The organism is Streptomyces sp. SAS_270 (assembly GCF_052543295.1).
Genome location: NZ_JBMNDS010000025.1, coordinates 1 through 12,875, shown reverse-complemented (window position 1 = coordinate 12,875; position 12,875 = coordinate 1). Strand labels below are relative to the sequence as shown.

The following is a 12,875-nucleotide window of genomic DNA, read 5'->3' as shown; positions in this document are numbered from 1 at the left end:
CCCCCCCCCCCTCCCCCCCCCCCCCCCCCCCCCCCCCGCCGCGTTGCGGGGGAGGAAGGCGAGCCGGGTCGGCAGCCCGCCGGGAAGGCCGAGCGCGGTGAGCCGGCGGCGCTTGAAGAACGGGCCGGTGTCGGGTGCCCGGTGGGCGAGGTAGGCGGTGGCGGCCTCGCGCAGACCGGAGTGGATCTTCGGCTGCATCAGGAAGCCGACCGTGCGGACCAGGCCGGTCAGGTCCCCGGCGTCGGGCGTCTGCCCGCTCTCCAGGTCGGGCAGCAGGGCGTGCGCGAGGGTGACGGGGACACGGTTGCTGTTCTCGTACGGGGTCAGTCGCTCCAGCAGGGTGCCGGTGCCGATGCGGGCCACCGGCAGGCCGTACAGCGCGGACGCGGTGAACAGGGCCGTGGAGAAGCAGCCGACGACCAGTGCGGGACGCATCCGCTGGTAGAGGACCTCGGCGAGGACCGGCGAGTCGAGCACGGTCAGCTCGGCGCCCAGCCGCCGTGCCTCGTCCTCCAGGACTTGTGAGAAGCGGGCCGGGGCCGTCGGGTGCGGCTTGAACACCACGCGGGTGTGGCCGAGTCGGACCGCGCCCCTGAGCATCCGTACGTGCAGGTGCTCCTCCTCCTCGGCGGTGAGGATGTCGAGCGCGGAGAGGTACTGGCCGAGCAGGAGTGCCTGTCCCTCGGCGGGGAGCCGCAACTCCTCGCCGGAGCAGGCGAGTTCGGCGAGTTCGGCAGGCTCGGCGAGTTCGGCGAGTTCGGTGAGCACCTTCACGAACGCGTCCGTCGCCACGAGCTCCGCTTCGACCCCGAACTCCGTGAGCAGCAGCGGTTCGAGGCCGGGCACGAGGTTCAGGTGGAGCAGCCGGGTCACGCGGGCGCCGACCAGCGGGTCGATCCGGCTGCGCGTGGGGCCGTAGCTCATCAGGCCGTCCGCGTAGACGGTGACGGGCGCGCCGGTGAAGATCTGCGCGATGCCGAGTGCCGGGTTGACCTGGAGGGACTCGGCGACGAGCTCGACGTCGTCGTCCCCGAGGTCCCAGGCGAGCCGCAGATGCCGTTCCCACAGGGGGACGTCGTCGGGGCGCGGGGCCCAACCGCCGGGGTGGAAGGGGGAGATGGTGACGTTCCACGAGATGACGTCGTCGAAGCGGCCGCGCAGCCGCTCGAAGCCGGGCATCTCGTCGACGGCGGGCGTCGTCTCGGGTGTGGCCGCGTTGTTGGAGACGAGCAGGACGCGCCGGTCGGCGGGTGCGAAGCATCCGGTGTCCAGCGCCGCGGCGAGCGTCGCCGTGCCGTACAGCGTCGACGCGAGGAAGATCTGGGTGCTCACACGCCCACCCCCGCGGCCGTGAGGGCACGGCGGTCGGCCGCGGCGGCGGGTCGGCGGCGCAGCCGGCGCAGGCGGGTGGCGCGCTCCAGGTCCATGGAGTCGAGGGCGTCGTCGAGCACGTCCTGCGGCATGCGCCGCAGCGCCGCGGCACTCTTCGACTTCAACTGCCGTGCCACCGGCGGCTCGAACCGCTCGATGGAGCCCAGATGGTGGGCGATGATCGCGCAGTAGGTGCGCACGGCCTTGGGGAGGAGGTCGGCCGCGTCGCGGTCCTCGGCGGTCTCCGCCACCACCTGGTCGAACGCGCGCAGGAAGTCGAGTTGGCGTACGTCCCCGATCTGGGTCAGCGACGAGGCGATCCCGCGCCGGTAGAAGACGCCGAGCAGCCCCACCGCGGCGAAGGACTCCGCCTCCCGGTGCAGCTTCCAGATCCACGGCCGGTCCTCGGCGGTGCGCAGTCCGTCGGTGAAGTGCAGCAGCCCGCGGTCGGCGAGGCGGCGGTGGTAGATGCCGGCCCAGGCGTACGCGTAGTCGACGGAGGTCGAGCGGTGGGCGGGCAGGATCGCCGCGCGCGGCGACAGCACGACACCCCGGGGCGCGACCGGCACCCGGTGCAGGGTGCGGGCGCGCGCCTGGGTCTGGACGTGGTCGGTGCGCACGAAGTCGCAGCCCAAACGCTCCGCCGACGCGAGGAGTTCGGACAGATATCCGGGCGCGAGCCAGTCGTCGCCGTCCAGGAAGGTCAGGTATTCGCCGCGGGCCGCGTCGATTCCGGTGTTGCGCGCGGTGGCCAGACCGCTGTTCTGCTCGTGCCGCAGGACTATGGCGCCGGGAACCTCCCGTACGGCTCGATCGAGGATCCCGGGGGTTCCATCGGTCGAGGAGTCGTCGACGAGCAGGAATTCGAAATCGTCGCGGGAGTTCGCGCGAAGACTCCTGAGCGTGTCAGGGGCGAATTGCTGAACGTTGTAGAACGGCACGATGACGGAGAGCTTGACCACCCGGCCACGCTAGGGCGGGGCCCGTCCGTATTTCCGGACACGGAGGGGATATCGGGTTAACGAAGCACGAAGGCTTCGTTAACCCTCTTGACTCCTGAGCGAGTTGAGAATACGTGTGCGACCGGACGCCGGGCGGGCCGTGGACGGGCTACCCGATGGCCGTCCTCTTCATGGTCCGCACCCGCCGGGCCACCCGCCGCACTGTGGCGTTGCGCGGGATGAAGGCGAGCCGGGTCGGCAGCCCGCCGGGCAGGCCGAGCGCGGTGAGCCGGCGGCGCTTGAAGTAGTGGTCGATACCCGCCGGGCGGCGGGTGAGGTAGGCGGTGGCCGCCTCGTACAGACCGGGGTAGATCTGCGGCTGCATCATGAACCCGACCGTTTCGACCAGGCCCGTCAGGCTCCCTACCTGCGCCGTACGCCCGCTCTCCAGGTCCGGCAGCAGTGCGTCGGCCAGTGTCACGGGGACGCGGTTGCTGTTCTGGTACGGGGTCAGGCGCTCCAGCAGGACCTCGGTGCCGACGCGGGCGGTGTCCAGCCCGTAGAAGGTCTTCGCGGTGAACAGCGCGGTGGAGAAGCAGCCGACGACGAGGGCGGGCCGGGTGCGCTCGTAGAGGACCTCGGCGAGCACGGGCACGTCGAGCACGGTCAGCTCGACACCGAGGCGTTCGGCCTCCTCCTCCAGGGCGCGGCCGTAGCGGGCGGGCGCGGTCGGGTGCGGCTTGAAGACCACCGGGCGGTGCCCCTTCCCGACGGCGCCCCGCAGCATCCGTACGTGCAGGTCCTCTTCCTCCTCGGGCGTGAGGATGGACAGCGCCGACAGGTACTGGCCGAGCAGCAGTGCGGCGTCGGCGGGCAGTTCGGGCAGCTCCGGAGCGGTGGAGCCGATCGCGCCGAGCACCTTCAGGAAGGCGTCCGTCGGCACGGTCTCGGGCTCGACGCCGAACTCCGTGAGCAGCAGCGGCTTGAGGTCCGCCACCAGGTCCAGGTGGAGAAGGCGGCGAACGCGGGTGCCGACCAGCGGGTCGATCTTGAAGCGGGTGGGGCCGTAGCTCATCAGCCCGTCCGCGTACACGTCGACGGGCGCCACGGAGAAGATCTGGCTGACCGCGAGGGCCGGGTTGACCTGGATGGACTCAACGGCCAGCTCGACGGCGTCGTCCCCGAGTCCCCACAGCAGCCGCAGATGACGCTCCCACAGCGGGGTGTCGTCGGGCCGCGGCGACCAACCGCCCGGGTGGAAGGGCGCGATGGTCTCGTTCCACGAGATGACGTCGTCGAAGCGGTCGCGCAGCTGCTCGAAGCCCGGCATCGCGTCGATGGCGCTGGTCACTTCGGGGTTGCCCGCGTTGTTGGAGACCAGCAGGATGCGCCGGTCGGCGGGGCGGAAGCAGTCGGAGTCCAGGGCCGCGGCGAGCGTGGCGGCGCCGTACAGCGTGGAGGCGCAGAAGATCTGGGTGCTCATGCGGAAGCGGCCTCCGTCACCGCGGCGGGACGGCGGCGCAGCCTGCGCAGCCGCGAGGCGCGCTCCCAGTCCATCGAGTCGAGGGCGTCGTCGAGGATGTCCTGCGGCAGCCGCTTGAGGGCCGCCGCGCTCATCGAGCGCAGCCGGCGGGCCACCGACGGCTCGAACTTCTCGATCGTGTTGAGGTGGTGGGCGATGATCGCGCAGTACGTGCGGACGGCCTTCGGGAGGTAGATCTCCGCGTCCGGGTCCTGCTGCGTCTCCGCTATCACCTGGTCGAACGCCGGTATGAAGTCGAGCTGGCGGACGTCGCCGATCTGGGTCAGCGACGAGGTCACGCCGCGGCGGTAGAAGATGCCGAGCAGTCGCCCGGCCACCGCGAAGGACTCGGCCTCGCGGTGCAGCCGCCATATCCATGGCCGGTCCTCGGCGGTGTGCAGATGCTCGGGGAAGTGCAGCAGACCCCGGTCGACGATCCGGCGGTGGTAGATCCCCGCCCAGGAGTAGGGGTAGTCGACGGGCGTCGAGCGGTTGTCCGGCAGGATCACGTCGCGCGGCGAGATGACGGTGTCCCGCAGTCCGTACGGCACCCGGTGGATGACCCGCTCGGTCCCCGTGCAGCGGACGTGGTCGGTGCGTACGAAGTCGCAGCCCAACGTCTCGATGCTGGCCACCAGTTGCTCGAAGTACCCGGGGGCGACCCAGTCGTCGCCGTCGAGGAACGTCAGGTACTCGCCTTGGGCGGCGTCGATTCCCGTATTGCGCGCGGCGGACACCCCGCTTTCCTCACGCCGTATGAGAACGGCGCCCGGGAGGTCTTCTGCCGCGCGCTCCAGGATCTCGCGCGTCCCGTCGGTCGAACAATCGTCGACGAGTATGAATTCGAAATCGTCCCGCGTGTTCGCACGCAGGCTCTTCAGGGCTTCTGGGGCATATCGCTGCACATTGAAGAATGGCAGGATGACGGAGAGCTTGACCACGCACTTGACGTTAGGTGGCGGCCCGGCATTCGTCTTGACCATCGGGGAGATCTCAGGTGAACGACGCGTGGCGGAACCGTGAACCCAGCTGATTTTCAAGCCGATCGGTGGCCGATTCGCCATTCGTCGATGTGCTGTTAACCGTTTGTTGCATTCAGGTTGGGCCGCACCTCGAAATGGCTTCCTAGCGTCTAGGACGTGCCAGCAAGTACCACGAAGTCCCTGCGGGTCGCCGTCCTCGCCGATTCCGATACCCGGTGGAAATGGGGTTCGCTCACCGCGAACCGCATCGCACCGGCCGATTCGGACATCCGGCTCGACGGCTATCTCCTGCGCGGCCGTGCCACCCCCACACCCCGCCAGCTCGAAGAGGTCGGCGTCCGAGCGGACTCCCTCCGTGAGGTCACCGGCGTCGAGTTCCTGCGCGCCATGGAGCAGGAGGAGTACGACGTTCTCGTGCTCGCCCTCGTGGGCGGCGCCGTCCAGGCGATGCTGCACGGACTCGCACACCTGAAGCAGGGGAGCGGACGGCGGCCCGTGGTCGTCACCGGCTATGTCGGCGTCGTCTACGAGAAGCTCGCCGACGGCCTGCTGCTGCGGCACGGCGCGGACCTCGTCCTCGCCAACTCCCGCCAGGACGCGGACCGTTTCCGGGCCGTGTACGAAGGGGTGGGCGCCGACGCCGGATCGGTGACGGAGGTGGCGCTGCCCTTCCTCGGCGGGGACACGTACACGAAGAACGACCCGTACACGGTCGTCTTCGCCGCCCAGCCCTCCGTACCGGAGAGCCGCAAGGACCGTACGTACCTGCTCGACCGGCTGATCCGGCACGCGCGCCGCCACCCGGACCGCGAGGTCCTGCTGAAGCTGCGCTCCAAGCCGGGCGAACACACCACGCACATCGAGGAGTTGCCCTACCAGAAGCTGGCCCAGAAGACCGATCTGCCGGCCAACTTCCGCCTCGTCTACGGGCACATGGGCGAGGTGCTCGACCGCACCGACCTGCTGGTCACCATCAGCTCCACGGCGGCCCTGGAGTCCCTGCACCGCCGTATCCCCACCGTGGTCCTCACCGACCTCGGGGTGCGCGAGGCGCTCGGCAACCACCACTTCGTGGGCTCGGGGTGCCTGGCCTCCTGGGACCAACTCGACGACGGCCACCAGCCGTTGCCCGAGGAGGAGTGGGTGGCACGGCAGGGCGTCGCTGCTGGGGGCACCTCCCGGACGAAGTCTGGGGGAGGCTCGTACGAGACGGCCTTCGACATGGCGCGCGCCCGGATCACCGGCCTGCTCGCCGCCGGTGAACTCCCCCCGCTGCGGCCCTACTACACGCCCGTTACCGCACCCGGCTACCTCCCCGGCATTCTCGCCCGCCACCACCTCGGCCCGGACGGCAGCCCGCTGCCCGGCGCGCCCGCGGCGGACCGGGAGCCCAGCCCCGTACGGCAGATCGTGCGCCGGGCGGCGCGCGGCGCCTACCGCCACGGAGTGCAGCGCGTGGCGCCCGTCATCCGGCGGATGGGCGAGCTGTGAGCGCCTCCATCCCCTCCCAAGGAGTACAGCGAATGTCCCACTCGGAAGCGGGCCAGGCGGCGCACGTCCGCCGTGTGCTCGCCGTCATCCCCGCCCGCGGCGGCTCCAAGGGCGTCCCCGCGAAGAACCTCGCCCCCGTCGGGGGAATGCCGCTGGTGGCCCGAGCCGTGCACGAGTGCCGCGCGTCCCGCCTGGTCACGGACGTCGTCGTCTCCACGGACGACACCACGATCGCGGCCGCGGCCCGTGAGGCCGGCGCCGAGGTCGTCCTGCGCCCCGCCGCCATCGCCGGCGACACCGCCACCTCCGAGGCCGCCGTCCTGCACGCCATGGACGCCCACGAGGCCCTCCACGGCGCTTCGGTCGACGTCGTCCTCCTCGTCCAGTGCACCAGCCCCTTCATCGTCCGCGAGGACGTCGACGGGGTCGTGAAGGCGATCACCGAGAAGGGCGCGGACACGGCGCTGACCGTGGCCCCCTTCCACGGGTTCGTGTGGCGCGACGAGGCCGACGACCCCATCGCGCCGGTGGGCGTCGCCGCCGACCGTGCGGCCGCCGAGGGCGGCACCGACACCCTGGTCACCGGCACGGCGACCAGCGGCGGCTACGGCATCAACCACGACAAGTCCTTCCGCCCGCGCCGCCAGGACCGCCCCCAGGACCTCCTGGAGACCGGCGCGGTCTACGCGATGGACGCGACGGGCTTCCGTACCGCCAGGCACCGCTTCTTCGGGCGTACGGAACTCGTCCGCACCGACCCCGCGCGGGTGCTGGAGATCGACGACCCGCACGACCTCGCCCGGGCAAGGGCGCTCGCGCCGCTGTTCGACGCCGACCGGCCCGGCGCGCTTCCGACCGCAGACGACATCGACGCGGTCGTACTCGACTTCGACGGCACCCAGACCGACGACAGGGTGCTGATCGACTCCGATGGAAAGGAGTTCGTCTCCGTGCACCGCGGAGACGGCCTCGGCATCGCGGCCCTGCGCAAGAGCGGGCTGAAGATGCTGATCCTGTCCACGGAGCAGAACCCGGTCGTCGCCGCCCGCGCACGGAAGCTCAAGATCCCCGTGCTGCACGGCATCGACCGGAAAGACCTCGCACTGAAGCAGTGGTGCGAGGAGCAGGGCATCGCGCCGGAGCGCGTGCTCTACGTCGGCAACGACGTCAACGACCTCCCGTGCTTCGCCCTCGCCGGCTGGCCCGTGGCGGTCGCGAGCGCCCACGACGTCGTACGCGGCGCCGCACGCGCGGTCACCACCGTTCCCGGTGGCGACGGCGCGATCCGAGAGATCGCCGGCTGGATCCTCGGTCCCTCTTTCGACTCTCTCGACTCCCTCGACAAGTAAGGAACTTCCTCACCATGAGCACCAACTCCCGTCTGCGCACCTTCGGTTCGAAGACCGCCGGCCCGGGTCAGCCCGTCTACGTCGTCGGCGAGATCGGCATCAACCACAACGGCGAGCTCGAGAACGCCTTCAAGCTGATCGACGCCGCCGCCGAGGCCGGCTGCGACGCCGTCAAGTTCCAGAAGCGCACCCCGGAGATCTGCACCCCGCGCGACCAGTGGGACATCGAGCGCGACACCCCCTGGGGCCGGATGACCTACATCGACTACCGCCACCGTGTGGAGTTCGGCGAGGACGAGTACCGCCAGATCGACGAGTACGCCAAGAGCAAGAACATCGACTGGTTCGCCTCCCCGTGGGACACCGAGGCCGTCGCCTTCCTGGAGAAGTTCGACGTCCCGGCCCACAAGGTCGCCTCCGCCTCCCTCACGGACGACGAGCTGCTGCGCGCCCTTCGCGCGACCAACCGCACGGTCATCCTGTCCTCCGGCATGTCGACCCCGAAGCAGATCCGCCACGCGGTCGAGGTCCTGGGCAGCGACAACATCCTTCTCTGCCACGCCACTTCGACGTACCCGGCCAAGGCCGAGGAGCTCAACCTCCGCGTCATCAACACCCTCCAGGACGAGTACCCGAACGTCCCGATCGGCTACTCCGGCCACGAGACGGGCCTGCAGACCACCCTCGCGGCGGTCGCCCTCGGCGCCGCCTTTGTCGAGCGTCACATCACCCTCGACCGCGCGATGTGGGGCTCCGACCAGGCCGCCTCCGTCGAGCCGCAGGGCCTCACCCGCCTCGTCCGCGACATCCGCACCATCGAGGCCTCCCTCGGCGACGGCGTCAAGAAGGTCTACGAGTCCGAGCTCGGCCCGATGAAGAAGCTGCGCCGCGTCACGGGCGTCGTCGCGGAGGCGGAGATCGCCGCGGCCGCGGGCGAGCCCGTCGCGGTCTGAGCACCTCTCCACATCCCTTACGACGGGACGGTCTTACGCCGATGAGCCCCCGCGCCGGTTCCTCCGGCCCCCACACTCTCGCCTTCGTCGAGAGCCCGGTGCAGCTGCTGAACGTCCTGGAGTGGGCGCACACCCAAGCCCTCCAGGACCCCGGCGCGGGGCTCACCCTCGTCGTCCTGTCGCCCAACGACCCCATGACAAGGGGGCAGTTGCGCCGTATGGCGGAGCTCGCCCGCGACGAGGGGTACCAGGTGCGCTGGGAGGAGGCGCGGGGCGGCACCACGGCCCCGTTCCACACGGTGGGCGGCCTCGCGCCCCTGCTGCGCAAGGCCCACCGCATAGTGATGGGCGACCCGTTCTCCCGCTACGTACAACTGCTTCTGACGATCACGAAGGCCCGCGAGCTGGTCGTCGTCGACGACGGCACGGCGACGATGGAGTTCGTCGCCCAACTCGCCCGCGGCGAACGCCTGGTGCGCTGGCACCGGCGCGGCGGCCGCCCAGGGGCACGCGACGTGCTCTTCGCGCCGGTCTCGGGCGCGGCGCGTCGGCGCCTGACCCCGAGCGACCGGCGCACGGTCGAGGTCTTCTCCTCCATGCCCATCGACTCCGCCCCAGACGGCGTCCGTATCACCGCCAACGACTTCGCCTGGACCCGCGCCCGCTTCGGCCCTCCCCGCATCACCAAGGGCGCGGACCTGGTCGGCACCTCCCTCGTCGAGACCGGCGTCGTGGACGGCGAGCGCTACCTCGAAGCCGTCGCCTCCCTCGCCAAGGCCCACGGCGCGACCCGCTACTTCGCCCACCGCCGCGAGAGTGTCGACAAACTCCACCGGCTGGCCGCCGAGACGGGCCTGGAGATCGTCCGCCCCGACCTCCCTCTCGAACTGATCGCCCGCCGCGGCCCCATCGGCCGTACGATCCTCAGCTTCCCCTCGACGGTCGTCCACACCCTCCCGCTGGCCCTCGTCGGCACGGACGTCCGTGTCGCCGTCTGCGACATCGACCCGACCTGGCTGACGGAGAACGCCTCACCGCGGGCGCAGGGGTTCCTGTCGGGGGTCACGGGGACAGCCCGGGACGTGCACCGGCTCACGGCGGTGACCGCGGTCTGACCTTGCCGTTCCCACTCCGCCGTCCGAAACCCTGGGTATCGTGCCGCCCGGGGCGACCAGGGAAAATCCTGGTGCGAAGGGGGAGTTGCACGGATGACGAGCGAACGTTCACGCATGGTGGCCACGGAGGACAGCCACCGGGTGACACCCGCGGAGCTGTTCTTCGACCTGGTGTTCGTGTACGCGATCACCCAGGTCACCGCACTGATGGCGGCCGACCCGACGCCGCTGAGGCTGCTCGGCGGGGGAGTGGTGCTCGCGCTGCTGTGGTGGTGCTGGTGCTGTTTCGCCTGGCTGGGCAACGTCGTACGGGCCGACACCGGGGCGATGTTCGGTGTGCTGATCGCGGTGATGGCGGTCGTGCTGATCGTGTCGCTGACGGTCCCGGAGGTCTACGCGGACGCCCCCGGCGGCCTGCCCGCTCCCCTCCTCTTCGTGCTCTGCTACGGCGCCGTTCGCGTCCTGCACCTGGTCAGTTACTGGATCTCCAGCCCGGACGACCAGGCTCTGCGCGCAACTCTCCGCCGCACCGCTCTCCTGTCGGTCGCGCCGCCCTTCGCCCTGCTCCTGATCGGCAGCGCGTTCACCGGTCTCACGCAGATGCTCATCTGGCTCGGGGCCGTGGCGATCGACTACCTCGGGATCTACCTCACCGGATCCTCGGGCTGGCGAGTGGCCTCACCGGCGCACTTCGCCGAGCGGCACGGTCTGATCGTCATCATCGCCCTGGGCGAGTCGATCGTCGCGATCGGCGTCGGCGTCTCCGGCCTCCCGGTGAGCGTCCCCGTCCTGGCCGCGTCCACCGCCGGTCTGCTGGTCGTCGCCGGCCTGTGGCGGCTGTACTTCCGCCAGCTCGGCGACACCGCCGAACACCGCCTCACCGCCCTCACGGGCGACGACCGCACCCGTCTCGCCCGCGACGTCTACACCTTCCTCCACCTGCCCCTGGTCGCAGGCGTGGTCCTCACGGCCCTCGGCATGAAGAAGTCCCTCCACCAAGTGGCCGACACCGGCCACTACAACCTCTCCGAGCCCCTCCACGGCGTGGTCGCCTGGTCCCTCACGGGGGGCGTCGGCCTCTTCCTCGTAGCCGCCGCGGCCATCATCCTGCGCACGACCGGGCACCGCCCCCGGGCTCTCGCCGCCGCAGGTCTCCTGTGCCTCTGCGCGGGCCCGGCGGTCGCCCACATCCCCGCCCTGCTCGCGCTCACCCTGCTGGCCGCCGCCGTGCCGGCCCTGTCCCTCCTGCGTTCCTCAGGGCCCGCGATGAGCCGCGCGTAGACCCCGCTCCGGGCCTACGGCTCCTCGTCGCGCCGCCAGGTGAACCCGGCGAGCCCCGTGTCCGCGTCGTGCTCGGTCTCCTCGATACGGCTAGGGCGCCGGGCCAGCCACACCAGCCAGCCCAGCGCCCACCCCACGAGCGTCATCACGACGAGACCCGCGAGCACCAGCCCCGCCGTCCCGAGGAACCCGAACTTCGCCAGCATCCAGGGGATCTGGTCCTCGCCGCATCCGCACGCCTGCATGGGGGCAGGGTGCCCGCAGCGGTCCCGGAACCCACGCCTCGTGGCCCAACAGCCGTGTGGCGGTGACGGTTCCGGGACCGAGGCGTCAGATCCGCTCGGACGCCACGGCCGCTGTTTCCTCGACAGCTTCCGTCGCTTCCACGGCCGTGTCGTCCGAGGCGGCCACCGGTCCGCCGGTCACCGACGACCCGGCGCCCTTCTCGTCCTTCAGCGGGTGAATGTGCCGCAGCCCGAACCCGGCGACCACGGCGACCAGCGCGAAGGCCACGCCCGCGAGCACGAAGCTCAGGGTGAACTGCGACTCCGCCGGCAGCTGCGGCACGCCCGGCGGCAGGTTCTCGATCGTCTTCGAGGCGAGCACGGTGGTGATCATCGCGCTGCCGATCGCGCTGCCGGTGGAGCGGGCGATGGAGTTGATGCCGTTGGCGATACCGGTCTGCCGGGGCGGCACGCTCGTGACGATGATCGCCGGCATCGAGGCGTAGCCCAGGCTGATGCCGGCGCCGACCAGGATTCCGGCGACGATGACCGACGCCGCGTGCGAGTGGTCCAGCGCGACCAGGGCGAACCCGGCGACCCCGACGAGCGAGGCGAGGACGAGGACCTTGCGCGGCCCCCGGTGCCGTACCAGCTGACCGCCGATCGGCGAGGCGAGCAGCGACACGATCGTGCTCGGCAGCAGGAACTCCACGGCGGCGCGCAGCACGGAGGCGTCGAAGCCGTAGCCGGTCAGCGCGGACGGCATCTGGGCGAGGTAGGAGACGCCGATGAACAGCGCGAACATGCCGAAGCCGACGAGCAGTCCGGCGAGGTTGGCGAAGAGCACCGGGCGGTGGGCGAACATCCGCATGTCGACGAGGGGTTCACGCACCCTGCGCTCGACCAACACCCACACCACGGCCATCACCACAGCGCCGGCGAACGCCCCGAGCGTACGGCCGCTGGTCCAGCCCCACTCGTGGCCCTGGGTGATGGGCAGCAGGAGCAGCACGAGGGTGGCGCCGAGCGTGAACGCGCCGAGGAGGTCGGTGCGGCCGCCGCTGCGGTGGTCCTCGTGGGTGGCCGGGACGAGGAAGGCGACGGCGAGCAGGGCGAGTGCGGCAAGGCCGGTGGCCAGCCAGAACGCGCTGCGGTAGTCGGGGTTGTCGCCCGCGGTCAGGAGGCCCACGGCGACGAGCGCGAGTCCGCTGCCGAAGGCGAGGGTGCCGCTGACGAGCGCCATCGCGCCGGGCAGCTTCGCCGGGCGCACCTCCTCGCGCAGTACGGACAGGGCCAGCGGGAAGATCGCGGTGGCGGCGCCCTGCAGGACCCGGCCGACGATGAGCCAGCCGAGCGAGTGCGTCACGGCGGCGAGCACGGAGCCCGCGACCATGATGCCGAGGACGGCGAGCAGGGTGCCCTTCTTGCCGTGCTGGTCGCCGAAGCGGCCGAGCAGCGGGGTGAAGACGGCGGCGGACAGCAGGGTGGCCGTCGTCACCCAGCTGACCTGGGCGGACGTGGCGTCCAGGTCGTTCTGGATGAGGCTGAGGATCGGGACGACCAGCGTCTGCATCATCGACACGACCATCGCGGCGAGGCTCAGCGCGAAGATGATCACGGTCTCGTTGCGGCCGCCGGCGGCCGA

11 protein-coding genes are annotated in these 12,875 nt (G+C 71.0%); 5 read left to right on the top strand and 6 right to left on the bottom strand.

The genetic code is table 11. From position 1 onward, the window contains the following. The 4 genes from ACN6LB_RS18705 to ACN6LB_RS18690 all read right to left on the bottom strand — a co-directional run. The coding region (locus ACN6LB_RS18705) for an alpha-2,8-polysialyltransferase family protein (RefSeq protein ID WP_445026907.1) at positions 1–1,332 on the bottom strand (1,332 nt) is incomplete at its 3' end. Beyond that, a complete protein-coding gene (locus ACN6LB_RS18700; RefSeq protein ID WP_445026906.1) occupies positions 1,329–2,333 on the bottom strand; it encodes a glycosyltransferase family 2 protein in 1,005 nt (334 codons plus the stop codon). The genes ACN6LB_RS18705 and ACN6LB_RS18700, both read right to left, overlap by 4 nt. A 148-nt stretch (positions 2,334–2,481) precedes the next feature. After that, on the bottom strand, positions 2,482–3,795 hold the full coding sequence (locus ACN6LB_RS18695) for an alpha-2,8-polysialyltransferase family protein (protein ID WP_445026905.1): 1,314 nt from the start codon (positions 3,793–3,795) through the stop codon (positions 2,482–2,484). Then, positions 3,792–4,775 (bottom strand): glycosyltransferase family 2 protein, encoded by a 984-nt coding sequence (locus ACN6LB_RS18690; protein ID WP_356131914.1) that lies wholly within the window; start codon positions 4,773–4,775, stop codon positions 3,792–3,794. The genes ACN6LB_RS18695 and ACN6LB_RS18690 overlap by 4 nt, the downstream gene beginning before the upstream one ends. Positions 4,776–4,973: 198 nt before the next feature. Here ACN6LB_RS18690 and ACN6LB_RS18685 point away from each other — a divergent pair, with 198 nt between their 5' ends. From ACN6LB_RS18685 to ACN6LB_RS18665, 5 genes are all read left to right on the top strand, one after another. Next, entirely contained in the window at positions 4,974–6,308 is a 1,335-nt protein-coding gene (locus ACN6LB_RS18685; RefSeq protein WP_445026904.1) for a DUF6716 putative glycosyltransferase, read from the top strand. Positions 6,309–6,340: 32 nt separating this feature from the next. Beyond that, the gene (locus ACN6LB_RS18680; protein ID WP_445026903.1) at positions 6,341–7,657 is read left to right on the top strand and encodes a cytidylyltransferase domain-containing protein; all 1,317 of its coding nucleotides are present in this window, start codon (positions 6,341–6,343) and stop codon (positions 7,655–7,657) included. A 14-nt stretch (positions 7,658–7,671) separates the two neighbouring features. Continuing rightward, entirely contained in the window at positions 7,672–8,610 is a 939-nt protein-coding gene (locus ACN6LB_RS18675) for an N-acetylneuraminate synthase family protein (protein ID WP_445026902.1), read from the top strand. Positions 8,611–8,651: 41 nt separating this feature from the next. Continuing rightward, entirely contained in the window at positions 8,652–9,725 is a 1,074-nt protein-coding gene (locus ACN6LB_RS18670) for a hypothetical protein (RefSeq protein WP_356131929.1), read from the top strand. 93 nt (positions 9,726–9,818) lie between these two features. Then, positions 9,819–11,006 (top strand): low temperature requirement protein A, encoded by a 1,188-nt coding sequence (locus ACN6LB_RS18665; RefSeq protein ID WP_445026901.1) that lies wholly within the window; start codon positions 9,819–9,821, stop codon positions 11,004–11,006. A 14-nt stretch (positions 11,007–11,020) separates the two neighbouring features. Here ACN6LB_RS18665 and ACN6LB_RS18660 read toward each other — a convergent pair whose 3' ends face one another. Both ACN6LB_RS18660 and ACN6LB_RS18655 read right to left on the bottom strand, forming a co-directional pair. Beyond that, positions 11,021–11,251, bottom strand: a complete 231-nt coding sequence (locus ACN6LB_RS18660) for a hypothetical protein (RefSeq protein ID WP_445026900.1) — start codon at positions 11,249–11,251, stop codon at positions 11,021–11,023. 85 nt (positions 11,252–11,336) lie between these two features. Continuing rightward, complete coding sequence (locus ACN6LB_RS18655; RefSeq protein ID WP_445026964.1) at positions 11,337–12,848, bottom strand: MFS transporter; 1,512 nt, start codon at positions 12,846–12,848, stop codon at positions 11,337–11,339. Between the last annotated feature and the right edge of the window lie 27 nt (positions 12,849–12,875).